The following is a 19,293-nucleotide window of genomic DNA, read 5'->3' as shown; positions in this document are numbered from 1 at the left end:
ATCAGGAGTTAGCCGTGGGGCCGCCGAAGCAGCGGGCACTGCTGGCGCTGCTCAGCACCCACCGGGGCACGGTGGTGGGCCCCAGCCAGATCATCGACGGACTGTGGGGCCCGGAGGCGCCCAACACGGCCATCAACGGTGTGCACACCTATGTCGCGGGCCTGCGCAGGGCCCTGGACCCCACGCGCCGCGGGCGCGAGTCGGGGGGTGTCCTGCTCTCCGTGGCCGGCGGATACGAGCTGCGCCTGCCCCTGGAGTCGGTGGACGCACCGCAGTTCGTGCAGCAGTTCACGGAGGCCCGGCGACTGACCGCGCAGGGCCACACCGACGCCGCCTTCGACCTGCTCGGCAAGGCGCTGGGGCTGTGGCGCGGGGATGCCCTCGCCGGGGTGCCCGGCCCTTTCGCGGCCCTGGAACGGAGCAGGCTCCGCGAGATGCGGTTCTCCGCCGCGGAGGACTGGATCGCCGGAATGATCGCCGCCGGACGCAGCGAGGAGGCGATCGTGGTGACGAGCGAGGCCGTCGCACAGGAGCCCTTGAGGGAGAAGCTGCGGTGGCTGCTGATGCTGGCGCTCTACCGGTCCGGGCGGCAGGCGCACGCCCTCCAGGCGTACGGTGAGGCCCGCTGTCATCTCCGTGACGAACTCGGCATCGAGCCGGGGTCGGAACTGCAGGAGCTGCACGCCAGGATCCTGGCGGGCACGGTGGACGACAGTGCCGTGCGGCGGCAGATCGCGTCGGCCGGCCCGGCTCTCGTGCAGACCCCCTCCCAGGTGGGCGGCGAGCGCGCCATGTTGACCCGGATGGGACTGAACCCGCGTCAACTTCCCTCCCGAGCACACATGTTCACCGGCCGCGAGGCGGAGTTGGAGCAGGTGCGCGCGCTGCTCGACCAGGCGTCCCCGGCGCGGGGGCGGGCCACCCCCATCGTCGCCATCGACGGACGGCCCGGGGTGGGCAAGAGCGCTCTCGCGTTCGAACTGGCGCACGAGTTGGCGCCGCGTTTCCCCGACGGCCAGCTCTACGCGGACCTCGGCGGGACCGGTGAACGTCCGAACCATCCCTTCCACGCCCTGGGCCGGCTGTTGGAGAGCCTCGGTGTCAGCAGGGCGGACCTGCCCGTCGATCTGGACAGCCGGGCCATGCTCTACCGCAGCCTCCTGCACGAGAAGCAGATGATGGTCGTGCTCGATGACGCCGCGGACATGGAGCAGATCGGACCGCTGATCCCGCAGGCGTCGGCTTGCCTGATCGTCACCAGCCGCCGCCCCCAGCGCGGCCTGGTCGCGCGGTACGGCGCGCACCGCATCGCCCTCAAACCGCTGCTCCCCGCTCCCGCCGCCCAACTGCTCGGCAAGCTCCTGGGCGGCGAGGGCACGAACGGGCGGAAGGCGGCGGTCCACCGGCTGGCCGAGCTGTGCGGGTACCTTCCGTTGAGCATCCGGATCACCGCCGCAGCGCTGCTGGAAGCCTCCTACGCCAGCCCCGAGCGGCTGGCGGCGCTCTACGAGGACCCGATGACCCGGCTCGACCTGCTGACGGTCGTGGGTGACGACGGGATGAGCCTGCGCGCCTCGCTGGCCGCCAGTTACCGCGGCCTGCCCGGCGAGACGGCCCACCTGTTCCGGCTGCTCGGCAGGGTGGGGCTGGAGGAGATCGGGGTTCCCGAATCCAGCCAGTTGCTGGGCGTGCACAGCTCCGAGGTCGCCGCACAGCTCGAACTCCTCGCCGACCTGGGGCTGTTGGAGCGAACCGGGGCCGGCGTCTACCGGTTCGACGATCTGACGCGCGTCTTCGCCCTCGAGTGCGCGGAGGAGGAATGGCCCGCGCGGCGGCCCCCCTTGCTGCGTCGGGCGGCCGGAAGGGCGCCGGTCGACGGCGAGTTGCGCACGGGCTGACGAGTCCGGACGGGGTGCTTCACCCGTCCGGCTGAAAAGCACCCCCTAGGGCACTTTCAGGGGGTGCGGGCCGGGTGCGCCCGTGTTTTGATACGAGCCAGTCTCGTATCAAAATTCAGAAAGGGGGAGCTGTGTCTGCATCCGCAGTGTGGACCAGTCCGAAGCGCTGGTGGGCACTGGCCGTGCTGGTGATGTGCGTGCTGGTCAACGGCCTGGACGCCACGATCCTCTATGTGGCGATGCCCGAGCTCGTCGACTCGCTGGGCGCCTCCAACTCCGATCTCCAGTGGTTCCACAACGCGTATCTGCTGGTCTTCGCAAGCCTGATGCTGCCCTTCGGTGTGCTCGCCGACCGCATCGGGCGCAAACGGCTGCTCCTGGCGGGACTCGCGGTCTTCGGTCTCTCGTCCGGCTACGCCATGCTGGTGGACAGCTCCGGTGAACTGATCCTCGGGCGAGCCCTGATGGGTCTGGGGGCGGCCATCGTCACCCCGGTGTCCCTGGCCATGCTGCCGGTCCTCTTCGCCCCGCGGGAACGGGCGCGCGCGCTGGCCATCTGGTCCGCGGGCGTCGCCCTCGGCCTGCCGATCGGCCCGCTGGCCGGCGGCTGGCTGCTGGAGCACTTCTGGTGGGGATCGGTCTTCCTGATCAACATCCCGATCCTGGTCGCCGCCATGGTGGCGGGCTTCTTCCTCTTCCCCGAGCACCGGGGTGTGCGCGAGCACGCCTTCGACTGGCAGGGGGCGGTGCTGTCCGTCCTCGGGCTCGGCGCCGTCACCTTCGCGCTGACCCAGGCGCCGGAGGAGGGCTGGCTGAGCGGCCGGACGCTGGGCGGTGCGGCGGCCGGCGTGGTGCTCCTGGTCCTGTTCGTGCTGCGCGAGCGGAGCACCCCGTACCCGCTGCTGGACGTGCGGTCCTTCGGCAACCGCTACTTCGGTGCTTCCATCTCGGCACTGCTGCTGGTGCACTTCGCGATGACCGGCTTCCTCTTCATGCTGAGCCCCTATCTCCAGGCCGTCCTCGGCAACTCCTCCCTCGGCACCGGCGTGCGGATGCTTCCGGTGGTGCTCGCGGTCATGGTCGGGGCGGGCACGGCCGAGCGGCTCGCGCCGCGGGTCGGTCCGCGCGGTCCCGTGGTGGCGGGCCTGTTACTGATGGCCGTGGGACTGCTGCTCTTCTCGAGCACGGACGTCGACTCCGGCGAGTTCACCGTCGCCGCCTGCCAGGTGCCGCTCGGCATCGGCATCGGTCTCACGCTGGCCATCGCCATGCACGCCGCGCTCGCCACCGCCTCCGACGACAAGTCCGGTGAGGCCTCGGGGATCACCAGCGCCTTCCGGCAGGTCGGCGGTGTGATCGGCGTGGCGGTGCTCGGCAGTGTGCTCAGCACCGGGTACCGGAGCGACATGGAGAAGTCCGTGGACGGTCTGCCCGCGGAGGCGGCCGATGCCGCCGAGGAGACGGTCGGCGCCGCGCTGGCCGTCGCGCAGAAGCTGGGTCCCGCGGGACGGGAACTGGCGGAGGCGGCCCGCCGGGCGTACGTCGACAGCATGGACGTCGCCCTGGTCGGCGGGGCCGTGGTGGTCTTCGCGCTCGCCGCGGTGGTCTTCGCCTGGATGCCGCGCCGGGCCGAGGAGCACGAGGCGACCTCGCCCTCGGCGGGCACCTCCCCGCCCGTCACGGAGTCCGTATGATGGTTCGTTCGGAACGTGCTCGGTCTGCGGCAGTGGTCATATCGAGAGGCTGACGGGATAGATGTACGAGACGCGTGAAGGTCGACAGGCCACATCCACCCCCGTCGGGCGGCCGCGCAGCCCCCGTGCGGACGCGGCGATCCTGCAGGCGGCGGTGACGGTGCTGGGCGAGTCCGGGTTCCAGGGGCTGACCATGGACCAGGTCGCCCGCCGGGCCGGAGTCGGAAGAGCCACCGTCTACCGGCGCTGGCGTTCCAAGGAAGAGATGATCATCGGTGCGCTCGACACGCTGATGGCGGACTTCGACCTCGAGCCCAGCGGCGACCTTCACGAGGATCTGCTCGCCATGACGCGCTGGCTGCGGGACGGGCTGCTCAACGCCCCCGAGGGCCGGCTCCTGCCGCATCTCGCGGCCCAGGCGGTCAGTGATCCCAACTTCCCGTCCAGCCACATGGACACCTGGGTCTGCCCCTGGCGCGACGCCGTCGAGGCGGTGTTCGTCCGGGGCCGGGCCGACGGCCTGGTCCGCCAGGACGTCAATCTCACCGCCGTCGTGGACATGCTCGCCGGTGTGGTGATCCTCCGCCTGTTCCTGGGGCAGGGAAAGCCGCTGACCGACGAGCAGATCCAGGAGATGATCGACGCCCTCCTCGGAGGCGTGTTGCTGTGACTCCGCTCTGACGGCCCCTCCGTGCCCGAAGCCGTCCCCGGACGGCAGCGACCGGCCCCCGTCCGCCCCCGCGCACTCGACAGAGACCGAGGGCGGACCGGGGCCGGTCTTCTTTCGTCACCGATGGAGACTTCCGATGACCTCCCCCGCCCGCCCGCCTCTGTCGCCGCCGCGCCCGTTCGGTGAGATCCGCACGTGGCCGGACTCCTTCGCCGACCGCCTCACCTCCCCGCTGCCCGGCGTGACGGACTTCCTGCGCCTCGCGCTGCGCGGCCAGCGTCTGCGCCCGCCCGGCAGAACACTCGCCCAGCTCGGCGAGCTGCCCGTCGACCCCGCACCCGTCCCCGAGGTCGCCCCCACGGACCTGTCCCTGACCTGGGCCGGGCACGCGAGCTGGGTCGTCCGGATCGGCGGCCTCACCGTCCTGACCGACCCGGTGTGGTCGAACCGGATCGTCGGCACCCCGGAACGCGTCACCCCGGTCGGTGTGCCGTGGCGCGAGCTGCCCCACCTCGACGCCGTCGTCATCAGCCACAACCACTACGACCACCTCGACACCGCCACGCTCGACCGGCTGCCGCCGGACACGCCCCTCCTCGTGCCGGCGGGCCTCGGCGCGTGGATCCGCCGCCGCGGCTTCACCGAGGTCGCCGAACTCGACTGGTGGGAGGCGGTGGAACTGCCCGGACCGCTCGGCGCGGTCCGGTTCGACCTGGTCCCCTCCCACCACTGGAGCCGGCGCGGACTGACCGACACCTGCCGCAGCCTGTGGGGCGGCTGGATGCTGACCGCCGCGGACGGGCGCCGGGTCCACTTCGCGGGGGACACGGGATACGGCCACTGGTTCGAGGAGATCGGCCGGCGCTACCCCGGCATCGACGTGGCCATCCTGCCGATCGGCGCGTACGAGCCGCGCTGGATGCTCCGGCCCGTGCACACCTCTCCGGAGGAGGCCGTCCAGGCCTGCGAGGACATGGGGGCGACGAGCATGGCGCCCATGCACTGGGCGACCTTCCTGCTGTCCGCCGAACCGCCGCTGGAGCCGCTGCACCGGGTCCGTGCCGCCTGGGAGCGGACCGGGCGGCCCCGCGAGGACCTGTGGGACCTCCCCATCGGCGCGTCGAAGGTCCTGAAGGCCGGTCTTTAGCCGACGACCAGAACTCGTCCAGAGGAGCTGCAGACCTTCTCCAGGTGACTCAATGCAGACTGACGGCGGGCAATACGGCGGGGGGTCGAATTCGCCGAATCCCGCTCAGTTCTCGCATCGCTCCAGGGTCTAGGGGAAGGTAACAAGCGTGTCATCCAGTATTTACGGAATATCCGCCGACTACGACGTCGTCATCATCGGAGGAGGACCGGCCGGCGCCACGACGGCCGGTCTCCTCGCCCAGCGAGGGCACCGTGTTCTGGTACTCGACCGGGAGCGTTTCCCGCGTTACCACGTCGGCGAGTCGCTCATTCCGGCGTTCATGCGCCCCATGGAGGAACTCGGCCTCACCGAGCGCATGGACCAGCGCGGTTTCGAGCGCAAGTACGGCGGCAGCCTGGTGTGGGGCAACAACCAGGTGCCGTGGAAATTCGCCTTCCTCAAGGGCAAGCACCCCTACGCCTTCCACACGCGCCGCGCCGACCTCGACGCCCTCATCCTCGACCGCGCCCGCGAACTCGGCGCGCACATCGTCGAGGACGCCACCGTCAAGGACCCGATCGAGGAGGACGGCCGCGTCGTCGGCGTCCGCTACGCCCTGCGCGGCATGGAGGGCCTGCGCGAGGTGCGGGCCGGCCTCGTCATCGACGCCTCCGGCCAGGCGCGCGTGCTCAGCCGGCGCTACACCGACGTCAAGTGGCACGACCAGCTGCGCAACGTCGCCGTGTGGACGTACTACGACAACTGCGAGCGCCTCGAGGGCGACGAGTACACCAACATCCTGATCGAGGGCCTGGACGGCGGCTGGTTCTGGGCGATCCCCATCGACAAGGGGACCATCAGCGTCGGGTACGTCACCCGCGTCGCCAGCGCGGGGGAGTCGGGGCAGTCCCTGGAGGAACTGTTCCACCAGCAGCGCGACCGCACCGTCAAGCTCAGGAAGATGCTGGCCAACGCCCGGCAGTCGGCGGGCTTCCGCACCGCCCGGGACTGGTCGTACCACTCGGACCGCTTCCACGGCGACGGCTGGGTGCTGGTCGGTGACACGGCGGCCTTCGTGGACCCGCTCTTCTCCACGGGCGTCGCCCTCGCCTGCATGGCCGGCAGCACCCTCGCCAAGATCGTCGACCAGGTCATCAAGCACCCGGAGATCGAGGCCAAGGCCCTGGACCGGTACGCCACCGCGTACTCCGGATTCTTCGACGAGATCCGGGAATTCGTCGAGCGTTTCTACGACCAGACGAAGTACAAGGAGTTCTACCACAGCCTCGCCCAGGAGATGATCGACCCGGAGCACGAGCGGAAGCCCGCCGACGACTTCGTCACCCTCATCTCCGGTCTCAGCGGAAACCACCCCCTGTTCAACATCACGCTGGACGACCTCATCGCGGACCACTCGACGCCGGACGTGACGCAGTCCTGAAAGCAATTCCTGGGGTAGCCGCCGGGCGGGTTTCGACGGCTGCCCCAGCAGCATTTCCGCGCACGAAGCGCGCTGCATTCGAAGACGAGGCCGGGGGAAATGAACAGCCATCAGTTACAAATTCTGTTTCTCGATCTAGCGATTATTCTCGTCATGGCGCGCGGGCTCGGACATCTCGCCTCGCGCATTCGGCAGCCGCCGGTGGTGGGCGAGATCCTCGCGGGAGTGCTGCTCGGTCCGACCCTGTTCGACGGGGTGTTGAGCGAGACCCTGTTCCCCGACGACGTCCGGCCCGTGCTGTCCGGCGTGGCGAATCTGGGCGTCGCCCTCTTCATGTTCGTGGTCGGCCTCGAGATCGAGGGCAATCTGATGAAGGGGCACGGCCGCACCACCGTGGCCGCGGCGGTCGGGTCGACCGCCGTTCCCTTCCTGCTGGGCATCGGACTCGCCTTCGCCCTGCTGCCCGGGCACGACCCCGCCGACCGTGGCACCTTCGTCGTCTTCATCGGGCTCGCCGTGTCCGTGACCGCCTTCCCCGTGCTCGCCCGCATCCTCGCCGAGCGGGGCCTGACCCGTACCGCCATCGGCGGCATCGCCCTGGCCGCGGCGGCCTTCGTCGACGTGGTCGCCTGGGCGGCGCTGGCCGCGGTCAACGCCTCGGTCGGCGCTGCGGGCGACCACCGGCTCGTCCTGCTCACCGTGCCCTACCTGGCCGCCATGCTCTTCGTCGTGCGCCCGCTGCTGCGCCGCGTGCTCGCCCCCGGCGACAAGGCCGCGGAGCCGGGCCCGCTCAAGTTCGCCGTCGTCCTGGTCGGCGCGCTGCTGTCGGCCTCGGCCACCGAGGCGATGGGCATGCACCACATCTTCGGCGCCTTCCTCTTCGGGCTGATGGTGCCCCGCGAACGCGCCCAGGCCCTGCGCGCCGACCTCCACGACCGCACGACGCACCTCACGTCGGTGCTGCTGCCCGTCTACTTCGTGGTGGCCGGCTTCCAGGTCGACCTCGGCGGCATCGGGCTCGGCGGACTGCGGGAACTGTCCCTCATCCTCCTGGTGGCCATCGCGGGCAAGTTCGGCGGCACCTACCTCGGCGCCCGCGCCACGAAACTGCCCCCCCGGCCCTCCGCCACCCTCGCCGCGCTGATGAACACCCGTGGCCTCACCGAACTGGTCATCCTCGGTGTCGGTCTCCAGCTCGGGCTGCTGGACGACTCGCTGTACTCGCTCATGGTCGTCATGGCCGTGGTGACGACGGTGATGACCGGCCCGCTCCTGAGCCTCGCCGGAACCGGCCGGTCCGGGACAGCGGCCGACGGTACCGCGCCCCGCGAACGGATCAGCGCGGCCCCCTAGGACGGACACGACCCAGGAACGGCCCCGCGACGGCGCGGGCGTGCGGACGCGACGCAACAGGCACCGAAGGGATGACCCCACATGCACTTGGTCGAACGGGACCAGGAGCTCTCCTCACTCACCGACATGATCCGAAGCAGCGCCCGCGGCGCCGGGCAGGTGGCCCTGGTGACCGGCGGCATCGGCTGCGGCAAGACCGCGCTGCTCGCCGAGACCGGCTCCGTCGCCAAGAAGCTGGGCTTCGAGGTGCGCGGCGCCACCGGCTCACTGGTCGAGCGCCCGATCCCCGGCGCGGTGCTCGGCCAACTGCTGCGCGACGTCGAACCGGCCCTCGTGGACCGGGCGGTGGCGGCCGGCACGGCCCGCGGAGCCGGCCCGGACCGGCACGACGGCACGGGGACGGTCGCCCGGCTCGGCCCGGACACCCTCGACGCGGAGACCGGGCGCGCCCTGCAGGACCTGTGCGCCGCCGTCGAGCGGCGGGCCCGGCGTGTTCCGCTGCTGCTGTGCCTGGACGACGTCCAGTTCCTGGACGACCTGTCGCTGCACTGGGTGCTGCTGCTGATCCGCCGGCTCTCCGACGTGCCCCTCACCCTGATCATGACCGAGCGCGGGCTCTCCCGGCCGGCCGACCCCCGGCTGCGCGCGGAACTGCGCCGCCGTCCCGAGCACCGGCCGCTCGCCCTGCGGCGGCTGACCGGCGACGGGGTCGCGGCCGTACTCGTTCCGTACCTCGGCGCCGACCTCGCCTCCCGGCTCGCCGCCGAGTGCCACACGGTCAGCGGCGGCAACCCGCTGCTGATCAGGGCGCTCGCGGAGGACAGCAGGCGCGGCGCGGCCGGCACGGTGCACGCCACCGGGCGCCTGGTCGTCGGAGACGCCTTCCTGGACGCCGTCACCGGCTGCCTGCACCGCGGCTGGCCCGCCCTGCTGCACATCGCCCAGGCCCTCGCCGTACTGCACGAGGACCAGGCCACGGCGCAAACCGTGGCCCGCCTCGCCGGGGTCGAGGACGCCGTACTGAGCCGGGGCCTGCGGGCCCTGGACGACGCCGGCCTGGTCGCCGACGGCAGGCTGCGCCACCCGGCCGCCGCTGCCGCCGCTCTCGCCGGCTGCACCGGCGAGGAACGCGCCCGACTGCACCGCCGCGCCGCCGAACTGCTGTACGAGGAGGGCGGGGCCGGGGTCCTCGGTGTGGCCCGGCACCTCGTCGCGGCCGGCACGGCGACCGCGCCCTGGGCGGTGGGCCAGCTCCGGGAGGCCGCCGAACGGCACCTGGCTCTCAGCCGCCCCGCCGAGGCCAGACTGTGCCTCGAAGTCGCCCTGCGGCACTGCCGGGACGACGACGAGCAACTGCGGCTCAAGGCGCTCCTGGCGGGCGCCACCTGGGTGCTGGACCCCACCATGGGGGCGCGGCACCTCGTCGAACTCGCCGACGCCCTCCGGGCCGGCCGGCTGCCGGACCAGTACGCCGTGGTGCTCGCCAAGTACCTGCTGTGGCACGGGCGGTACGTCGAGGCGGCGGACGCCGTCGAGCGGATCGGCCGCCGCGACGCGGGCATGACCGACCCGCTGGCCGCCGCCGAGGCCCGGGCCACCCGCGAACTCCTCTCGGTCGGCTACCCAGGGCTGGTGCCCGCGGGCGCGACCGGCACCGGGCCCGCGCGGCAGGTGTCCTTCGGCGGCGACCCGCGCATCCGGGGCGCGGTGGCCCTCTCCGACGTGCTGCGGCGCGGCCCCCGCCAGGACGTGGTCGACTCCGCCGAGGCGGCCATGCGGGCGATGCGGCTGGGCCGCAACACCCACGAGTGGCTGACCTGCGCCGTCTCCGCGCTGCTGTTCGCTGACCGCACGGAGGCCGCCGCGGCCTGGTGCGACCACTGGCTCGACGAGGCGCGTGCCCGCCGGGTCCCGCTGTGGATCGCCGAGTTCTCCTCGCTGCGGGCCGGTATCGCCCTGCGCCAGGGCAGGCCGCGCGAGGCCCGCGAGCTGGCCGAGGCCGCCCTCGTCCGGATCCCCGTGGAGAGCTGGGGCGTGTGCATCGGCGGACCGCTCGCCAACCTGATCCAGGCCAACACCGACCTCGGTGACCACGAGGCGGCGGCAGAGTACCTCGAAGTACCGCTGCCACAGGGGATGTTCGACAGCCGGTTCGGCCTGTACTACCTGCATGCCCGGGGACAGCACTACCTCGCCACCGGGCAGCCCCGGGCCGCCCTCGACGACTTCACCAACTGCGGTGCCCTCATGCGCGCCTGGGGACTGGACCAGCCGTCCCTCGTCCCCTGGCGGTCCGGTGCCGCGCGGGCCCTGCTGGCCCTCGGCGACAACGACCGCGCGCACGCCCTGGCCCGGCAGCAACTCGACCTGGCCGGGGACGCGCTGACCCGCACCCGCGGCATCTCCCTGCGGGTCCTCGCCGCCGCCGGGCGGCCCTCCCAGCGGGGCGCCCTGCTGAAGAGCGCCACGGCCATCCTGGAGCGCTCCGGGGACCGGCTCCAGCTGGCCGGGGCCCTCGCGGAACTCGCGGTCGCGCACCTGCGCTCCGGCCGGGACACCGAGGCCCGGGCGCTCGTGCAGCGGGCCGCGCACCTGGCCGGCGCCTGTGGAGCACCGGCCCTCGCCGCGGAGTTCACCCGCCTGCTGCCGACCCGGATGGCACCGCCGGGAACGCCCGGCACGGCTCCGGCACAGGACCTGGACCTGCTCAGCCCGGCCGAGCAGCGCGTCGCCTCACTGGCCGGCGAAGGGCTCAGCAACAAGCAGATCTCCGCACGCCTCGGCATCACCGTCAGCACCGTCGAGCAGCACCTGACGCGGATCTTCCGCAAGCTCGGCGTCCGTACCCGCGGCGATCTCCGCCAGAACCGGGCTCTGGCCGGGTGAACCGCCCAGGTCCCCCTGCCCGTCAGCGGCAGTCACCACCCCACGAGGAGGGTCAGGAACCCCATGAACCGCAGTGACCAATACGATGTGGCGATCCTCGGCAGCGGCATGGCCGGCGGAATGCTGGGCGCCGTCCTGGCACGGAACGGCGTCAAGGTGCTGCTCCTCGACGCCGGCACCCACCCGCGGTTCGCCGTCGGGGAGTCGACCATCCCCTACACCTCGGGCCTGACCAGGCTCATCGCGGACCGCTACAAGGTGCCCGAGCTGCGCGCCCTGTCGAGCTTCAAGGGCATCCGCGAGCAGGTCTCGCGCAACTGCGGCCAGAAGCAGAACTTCGGCTTCGTCTACCACCGCGAGGGCTCCCCGCAGGACTGGCAGGAGATCAACCAACTGGTGGTCCCCTCCGTGCTGCGCACCGAGACCCACCTGTTCCGCCAGGACATCGACGCCTACCTGTTCCACGTGGCCGTCAAGTACGGCGCCCACCCGCGGCTCGGCACCCGGATCGTGGACGTCGAGACCGACCCGGACACCGGCGCCGTCCTGCGCACCGACGGCGGCGAGGAGTTCCGCGCGCACTACGTGGTCGACGGCAGCGGCTTCCGCTCCCCGCTGGCCGAGAAGTTCGCCCTGCGCGAGACCCCCACCCGGGCCAGGACCCATTCCCGGTGCCTGTTCACCCACATGATCGGGGTCGAGCCCTTCGACAAGGCGCCGGCGGCCCGACGGCACGACCAGCCCAATCCCTGGCACCACGGCACCCTGCACCACGTCTTCGACGGCGGCTGGCTGTGGGTGATCCCGTTCGACAACAACGAGCACTCGCTCAACCCCCTGTGCAGCGTGGGCCTCACCCTGGATCCCCGCGTCCACCCCAAGGGCGACCGCACCCCGCAGCAGGAGTTCGACGACTTCCTGGCCCGGTACCCCGAGATCGCGCACCAGTTCCGCGGGGCGAAGGCGGTCCGCCCCTGGGTGTCGACCGGCCGGCTGCAGTACTCGGCCAAGCAGGTGGTCGGCGAGCGGTTCTGCCTCACCTCCCACGCGGCCGGCTTCATCGACGCCCTGTACTCGCGCGGCCTGACCAACACGATGGAACTCGTCAACGCCCTCGGCTGGCGCCTCATCGCGGCCAGCAAGGACGGCGACTGGTCCATGGAGCGGTTCGGGTACCTGGAGGACCTCCAGCAGGGCCTGTTCGACTTCCACGACGACATCGTCTACAGCTCCTTCGTCGGGTTCCGCGACTACGAGCTGTGGAACGCCGTCAACCGCACCTGGATGCTCGGCACCATGCTCGGCAACGTCATGCTGGAGGACGCCTACTACCGGTTCGAGCGCACCGGTGACGACGGCGTCTTCCGCGAGCTGGAGGAGTTCGGACACCCCGGGTCCCCGCTCCCGGTGAGCGAGGGCTTCACCCGGATGGGACCCCTCACCAGGGAGCTGTGCGAGGCGGTCGACCAGGGCACGGAGACCTCCTCGGAGGCGGCGCGAAAGATCCTTTCCTACATCCGGGACGCCGACTTCATCGCGCCGTCGTTCCGGTTCGGGGAGCGCGACACCCGCTGCTTCGCCATGTCCCCGGCCAAGATGGCGATGAACGCGCGCTGGTGCCGCAAGGACGCGCCGCCGGAGATCGGCCCCCGCATGATCAACGCGAGCAAGGGGCTCGTCCGCATGCGACTGCGCGCCGGGAAATAGCCGGCCGCCGCACCCCCTATGCCCGTCTCAGGGGGCAGCGGGAGAACCCCCCGTTCCGCGTGGCAGGGGGTTCTCCCGCACCCGGCGCTCTTCCTAGCCTGGAACCACACGAGTTCACGGATATCCGGTCCCGCCCAGGGGACCGTCGAGGTCCGCGCCCACGACGCCGTCGGCACCCGCGAGTGAGGTCCCAGGCCGAGCCCGGCACTACTCCCAGGACGAAAAGGCAGCGAATGAACGCGCATTCCACACCCGATCCCGAAGGGCTGATCGCCGTCGTCGGCATGGCCGGCCGCTTCCCCGGAGCACCGGACGTCGACAGCCTGTGGCACCTGCTGATGAACCGTCAGGAAGCCATCGTGCCGGTGCCGTCCGACCGCTGGGACGCCTCCGCACAACTGGACCCCCGGCTGCGCATCCCGGCGGTAGGCGGCTTCCTCGACGACATCGACCTCTTCGACGCCGGATTCTTCGGGATCTCCCCGCGCGAGGCGGCCGCCATGGACCCCCAGCAGCGGCTGCTCCTCGAGGTCGGCTGGCGGGCACTGGAGGACGCCGGACAGCGGGCGAGCGACCTCGCGGGCTCGCGGACCGGCGTCTACGTCGCCACCGTCTGGCACGACTACGAGCTGCTCCGCAAGGCGCGCGGCGCCCTGCACACCTCCCACTCCCTGGTCGGCACCGGCCGCGACATCCTCGCCAACCGGCTCTCCTACCTCATGAAGCTGCGCGGCCCGAGCCTCGCCGTCGACACCGGCTGCTCCTCCGGGCTCGTCGGTCTCGACCTGGCCGCCCGCGCGCTGCGCGCCGGCGACATCGAGGCCGCCATCGTCGGCAGCACGAACCTGATGATGGACCCGCACGTCAGCATCGGCCTCACCCACTTCGGCGGGCTCTCCCCGGACGGCCGCTGCGCCTCCTTCGCGAAGTCCGCCAACGGCTTCGTCCGCGGTGAGGGCGTCGCCGCCGTCTACCTGAAGACCCTCGCCCGCGCGCTGCGCGACGGCGACCGGGTGCACGGCGTCCTGGTGAGCACCCTGACCAACAACGACGGAGGCGGCCACAGCCTGGTCAGCCCCAGCCAGGAGGGCCAGGAGGACCTGCTGCGCCGCAGCTACGGGGAGCACACCGTGCCGGCCGCCGCCCTGTCGTACGTCGAGGCCCACGGCACCGGGACCAAGCGCGGCGACCCCACGGAGGCCGGCGCGCTCGGCGCGGTCCTCGGCCGCGCCCGTCCGGCCGGCGACCCACTGCCGATCGGGTCGCTGAAGACCAACATCGGCCACCTGGAAGGCAGTTCCGGTCTGGCCGGGCTGATCAAGGTCCTGCTCTCCCTGCGCCACCGCACGGTTCCGCCGTCCCTGCACGCCGAGGAGCTCAACCCCGACATCCCGTTCGAGGACCTCAACCTGAGCGTGCTGCGCGAGCCGCTCGCCCTGCCCGCCGAGGGCCCGGTCCTCCTCGGGGTGAACTCCTTCGGCTGGGGCGGCACCAACGCCCACGTGGTCGTCTCCTCCCCGCCGCAGCCCCGGCCCGCGGACCGCCACGACCGGTCCGACGAGACCGCGGTACCCCCCGTCGTCACCCTGTCCGCGAAGCGAGCCCCGGTGCTCGCCCGCCGGGCGACCCAGCTCCGGGACGCGCTCGGCGCCGGTGGCGAGTACGAGGCCGCCGAGCTGGCCGGCACGCTGGCCTGGCGCCGCGACCACTTCCCGGAGCGGGCCGCGGTCGTCGCCGAGGACCTCCGGCAGGCCGCCGCCGGCCTCGCCGCCCTCGACGACCCCGCCGCCGCGGACGCCGACGTCGTCACCGGACGGGCCGTGCCGCACGGCCGCACCGCCTTCGTCTTCCCCGGGCAGGGCTCGCAGTGGCGGGAGATGGGCGTGGCCCTCTACCGCGACAGCGCCCTGTTCGCCTCCGTCGTCGACCGCTGCGCCAAGGCCCTCGCCCCGCACGTCGACTGGGACCTGACCGACGTGTTCGCCCCCGACGCCGACGCGGGTCCCGACACGATCGCCCACACGTGGACGACGCGCACCGACGTCCTCCAGCCGGCGCTGTGGGCCATGTCCCTGGGCCTGGCCGAGCTGTGGCGCGCGGCCGGCGTCACCCCCGACGTCGTGCTCGGCACCAGCCAGGGCGAGATCACGGCCGCCACCTTCGCCGGCGCCCTGTCCCTGGACGACGCCGCCCTCGTCCTCGCCCGCCGCGGCGCGCTGATCGCCCAGCGGGTGTCCGGCCGCGGACTGATGCTCGCCGTCGACCTCGACCGCGAGGCCGCCGAGCGGGCCCTGGAGGGGTTCGAGGACCTCGTCTCCTTCGCCGCGCACAACGGCCCGCACTCCTGCGTCCTGTCCGGGGACCGCGACCACGTCCTCGCGCTGAGGGAACTGCTGGAGGCCGAGGGCACGTACTGCGCCCTGGTCAACATCGACTACGCCTCCCACAGCGCCGGCATGGGCGTGCTGCGCGAGGACCTCATGACCGGCCTCGCCCCGATCCGGCCGGCCGCGGGCGACATCCCCCTCATGTCGACCGTCGAGGCCCGCGTCGTCGACGGCGGCGCCCTGGGCCCCGACTACTGGGTCCGCAACCTGTGCGAACCCATCGAGCTGGTCTCCGCGACGGACGCCCTCTTCGACAGCGGTGTGACCCACGTGGTGGAGATCAGCCCGCACCCCGTCCTGCAGCCGGCCCTGGAGCAGCAGACCGCCGTACGCGAGGAACCCCTGGCGCTGCTCACCACCCTGCGCCGCGGGCACGGCGGCACCCGGGACGTCGCCCGCGCCTTCGCGCGCGCCTACACCGCCGGTCTGGAACCCTTCGGCACGCTGCCCCGCGACGGCCGCTTCCCGGTGCCAGCCTATCCGTTCGAGCGCGAGAGCTTCTGGCCCGCCGACAACCGCCGCACCGGCGACGCCGCGCAGGGGTTCGAGGCACCGCTCACCCCCGCCCCCGGCCGCCCCGGCGTGTGGCACGGCACCCTGGAGCTGTCCCCCCTCACCCAGCCCTGGCTCACCGACCACAAGCTCTACGACACCGCGCTGCTCCCCGGCACCGGCATGCTGGCGCTGGCCCTGCACACCGCCGCGGCCCGCACGGGCACACTGCCCGGCCGGCTCGTGGACGTCTCCTTCCGCAAGGAGGTGACGATCGGCGCGGACCCCGTCCGCTTCACCACCGAGTGGCAGGACGCGCCCGGCGGCGGTGCCTTCCGCCTGCTGTCCCTGCCGCCCGGCGCCACCGAGTGGGACGTCGTCGCCACCGCCGGCGCCGAGCCCGGCACCGACGCCCCGGAGAGCTTCGGCCTCCCCGCCTGGGCCGACGAGGTCGCGGCCGAGGACCCCGGCGAGTTCTACCGCCGCTGCTCCGCCCGCGGCCAGAACTACGGGCCGGCGTTCCAGGTGGTGCACTCCCTGCGGCGCCACCCGTCGGGCGACGAGGCGCTCGGCGAAATACGGCTCCCGCAGGAGCTGTGGGCCGGCCTGCGGCCCCGGGTCCCGCACCCCGTGCTGTGGGACGGGGCGCTCCAGGTCGCCCTGCTGCTCGACGACGGCGCCGAGGCGCTGATGCCGACCGCCGTACGCGCCGTCCACGTGCTGCACGCCGGCGACGAACCCGTCACCGCGCTCCACTCCCACGTCCTGCGCCGCCCCGACGGCACCGTCGACGTCCGCGTCCTCACCGGCGACCGGCGTCCGCTGCTGGTGATGGAGGGCCTGGTCCTGCGGTCCCTGCCCACCTCGGACGGCCACGACGCGCACGCCGACCGGTTGCACCGCCTCCACTGGACCGACACCACCGCCGCGCCGCCCCGCGCCGCCGGCTCGGCCACGGCCGGGCGCTGGGTCGTCTGCGGCGGCACGGGCGGCACCCAGGACCTGGCCGACGCCCTCCGCGCGGCCGGCGCCGAGGTGACCACGGTGGACGACCCCGCCCACCCCGAGAACTCCCTCACGGGCGACGTCGACGGCGTCGTCTTCCTCGCCCCGCGCGCCTGCGTCGGCCCCGACGCCCAGCAGCGCGGACTCACCCACCTCACCACCGTGGTCCGCGTCTGCGCGGCCCTGCCCTCGCTGCCCCGGCTCACCGTGCTCACCGACCGGGCCCAGAGCGTCACGGCGGCCGACACGCCCGATCCCGGCGCCGCCCTGTACTGGGGCTACGGACGGGTGCTGCAACGCGAGCACTCCGAACTGCGGCCCCGGCTCGTCGACGTGGACGCCTCCCACCCGGACTGGGCCGCCCAGTGCGGCCGCGCCCTGCTCGACGACGGCGCCGACGACCAGCTCGCCCTGCGCGGCGACCGTCGGCTGGCCGCCCGGATCGTCCGGGGCGGCGACACGGACGGCGCCGACGGCACGGCGCGTCCCGCCTGGCGCACCGGCCCCCAGCCCTTCCGGCTGGGCGCCGCCCGGCGAGGCACCTCCACCACGGCCGAGTTCCTCCCGCACCCGACACCGACGCCCGGACCCGGCCAGGTCGTCATCGACACCACGGCCGCCGCCGTGTCGCCCGCCGACCTGCGCGACCTCGCGGAGATCCGCGCCGGACGAGCCCCCGTGACCCTGCCGCTCGGCCGCGCGTGCGCGGGCCGCGTCAGCGCCGTGGGCCCCGACGTGAGCGGGCTGCGCCCCGGGGACCGCGTCACCGCCGTGGCACCCGGTGCGCTCGCCGGGCACGTGCTCGCCGAGGCGGCCCACACCGTCCGGCTGCCCGACCGGCTCGACGACGCCGAGGCCGCCGCCCTCACCCTCCCGGCCGTCACCGCCTGGTACGCGCTGACCCACGTCGGCCGGCTGGCGGAGGGCGACACCGTCCTGATCCACACCCCGGCCCTGCCCGACGCGCTCGCCGCCGTACAGATCGCCCGCAGCCGGGGTGCCGTCCCGCTGGCCGTCGTCGACGGAGCGGCCCGGCACGCCGAGTCGCTGCGCGCCGCCGGTGCCCTCGAGGTCCTCGACGCCGCCGATCCCCACTGGCCGTCGGCCGTCGAGGCGATCGCCGGCGAGGGCGTCGACATGGTCCTCGGCCCGCGCGGTGGAGCGACCGCCTCCCATGCCTGGGACCTCCTGGCCCCGGACGGACGCTACGTCGAGGACGTCACCCGGGCGGCCCTGCCGGACCCGGCCCCGCAGGCACGGCCGCTGCCCGCCGGCGCCACCTTCGGCTCGACCGACCTGGAGGCGCTGCGGGTCCGCCGCCCCGCCCTGTTCGCCCGGCTGCTGGCCGACGTCCTGACGCTGGCCGCCGACGGCAGGCTCACCGCCCTGCCGCCGAGGACGTACGACTGCGCCGGCGTGACCGGCACGACGGCCGACCTCGACCACGACCCGCACGGCCCCCGGCTCGTGCTGACCCGGCTCGCCGAGGTCGCGCACGTGGCGCCCGAGCCGTTGCGCGACGGCCGGTTCCGCGCGGACGGCGCCTACCTGATCACCGGCGGCCTCGGCGCCCTCGGTCTCTCGCTCGCCGAGTTCCTCGCCGCGCACGGCGCCGGCACGCTCGTCCTGGTCGGCCGGTCCGCGCCCTCGGCCGAGGCAGCCGCCCGGCTGACGGCGCTGCGCTCCGCGGGGACGGTGGTCCACACCCCGCACTGTGACGTGCGGGACCGCACCGCCGTACGCCGGACGCTCGACGGCCTGCGCGAGCGGGGCCTGCCGCCGCTGCGCGGTGTCGTGCACGCGGCCGGCGTGGTCTCCGACGCCACCATCGGCAGCCTGACGTCTCGTCAGATCGCCAAGGTGCTGCAGCCCAAGGTGGACGGCGTACGCAGCCTGGAGGCGGCGACCGGTCAGGAACCGCTGGACTTCTTCGTCCTGTTCTCGTCCGTCGCGGCCCTCGTCGGCAACCCGGGACAGGCCGCCTACGCCGCGGCCAACGCCTACCTCGACGCCGTCGCCGAAGCGCGCCGCGACCGCGGACTGCCCGCGCTCAGCGTGCAGTGGGGACCGTTCGCGGACATCGGTCTGGCCGCGCGCAGCGCGGAGGCCGGCGCCCGCCTCGGGGACCGCGGCATGAGCAGCTTCCCGGCGGACGAGGCCTGGGCCGCTCTGACCCGCCTGCTCACCGAGGAACGGCCCGTCCACGGCTACGTCCCCCTCGACCTGCGCCGCTGGTTCGAGGCCGCCCCCGACACGGTGGCCCTGAGCGCCTGGCGCGACCTGCGCGAGGCGTTGCGGGACGGCGGCTCCGTCACCGCCGGGAGCGCCTTCGCGGCCGGTCTGCTGGACGCACCGGAGGAGGAACGCCACGGCCTGGTCGAGGCCAAGGTCCGTGAACTCGCCGCCCAGGTGCTGCGCCTCAGCCCCGAACGTGTGGACCGCGACACCCTGTTCGAGTCCCTCGGCCTGGACTCGCTGATGAGCCTCGAACTGCGCAACCGGCTGGAGGCCGCCTTCGGGCTGCGCCTGTCGCCGACCCTCATGTGGACGTACGGCACGCTCCGCACCCTCGCCAAAGCCCTGACCGAGCAGGTCACCCGAGCGCAGGAGACCCGGTGAGCGCCGACCGGA

9 protein-coding genes are annotated in these 19,293 nt (G+C 73.2%); all 9 read left to right on the top strand.

Going from position 1 to position 19,293, the window contains the following annotated elements:
- The first annotated feature begins 14 nt into the window (after positions 1 to 14).
- The 9 genes from IEZ05_RS19660 (at position 15) to IEZ05_RS19620 (ending at position 19,281) form a co-directional block, all read left to right on the top strand.
- A complete protein-coding gene (locus IEZ05_RS19660; protein WP_189231480.1) occupies positions 15 to 1,898 on the top strand; it encodes an AfsR/SARP family transcriptional regulator in 1,884 nt (627 codons plus the stop codon).
- 131 nt (positions 1,899 to 2,029) lie between these two features.
- Positions 2,030 to 3,592 carry an MFS transporter gene (locus IEZ05_RS19655; protein ID WP_189231479.1) on the top strand — a complete coding sequence of 521 codons (1,563 nt, stop codon included), beginning with the start codon at positions 2,030 to 2,032 and terminating at the stop codon, positions 3,590 to 3,592.
- A gap of 61 nt (positions 3,593 to 3,653) precedes the next feature.
- Positions 3,654 to 4,262 carry a TetR/AcrR family transcriptional regulator gene (locus tag IEZ05_RS19650; RefSeq protein ID WP_189231478.1) on the top strand — a complete coding sequence of 203 codons (609 nt, stop codon included), beginning with the start codon at positions 3,654 to 3,656 and terminating at the stop codon, positions 4,260 to 4,262.
- 136 nt (positions 4,263 to 4,398) lie between these two features.
- Positions 4,399 to 5,409 carry an MBL fold metallo-hydrolase gene (locus tag IEZ05_RS19645; RefSeq protein WP_189231477.1) on the top strand — a complete coding sequence of 337 codons (1,011 nt, stop codon included), beginning with the start codon at positions 4,399 to 4,401 and terminating at the stop codon, positions 5,407 to 5,409.
- A gap of 148 nt (positions 5,410 to 5,557) precedes the next feature.
- Complete coding sequence (locus IEZ05_RS19640; RefSeq protein ID WP_189231476.1) at positions 5,558 to 6,832, top strand: NAD(P)/FAD-dependent oxidoreductase; 1,275 nt, start codon at positions 5,558 to 5,560, stop codon at positions 6,830 to 6,832.
- Positions 6,833 to 6,985: 153 nt separating this feature from the next.
- Positions 6,986 to 8,185 (top strand): cation:proton antiporter domain-containing protein, encoded by a 1,200-nt coding sequence (locus tag IEZ05_RS19635; RefSeq protein ID WP_229869764.1) that lies wholly within the window; start codon positions 6,986 to 6,988, stop codon positions 8,183 to 8,185.
- A gap of 81 nt (positions 8,186 to 8,266) precedes the next feature.
- Positions 8,267 to 11,071, top strand: a complete 2,805-nt coding sequence (locus tag IEZ05_RS19630; RefSeq protein ID WP_189231474.1) for an ATP-binding protein — start codon at positions 8,267 to 8,269, stop codon at positions 11,069 to 11,071.
- Between the two features lie 63 nt (positions 11,072 to 11,134).
- Positions 11,135 to 12,778: an NAD(P)/FAD-dependent oxidoreductase gene (locus IEZ05_RS19625; RefSeq protein ID WP_189231473.1), complete on the top strand. Its 1,644-nt coding sequence runs from the start codon at positions 11,135 to 11,137 to the stop codon at positions 12,776 to 12,778.
- A gap of 233 nt (positions 12,779 to 13,011) precedes the next feature.
- Positions 13,012 to 19,281 (top strand): type I polyketide synthase, encoded by a 6,270-nt coding sequence (locus IEZ05_RS19620; protein ID WP_189231472.1) that lies wholly within the window; start codon positions 13,012 to 13,014, stop codon positions 19,279 to 19,281.
- Positions 19,282 to 19,293 lie beyond the last annotated feature (12 nt).

Origin of the sequence: Streptomyces flaveolus (assembly GCF_014648815.1) — a bacterium.
Classification (GTDB): Bacteria; Actinomycetota; Actinomycetes; order Streptomycetales; family Streptomycetaceae; genus Streptomyces; species Streptomyces flaveolus.
This window is presented reverse-complemented; position numbering and strand designations above follow the sequence as displayed.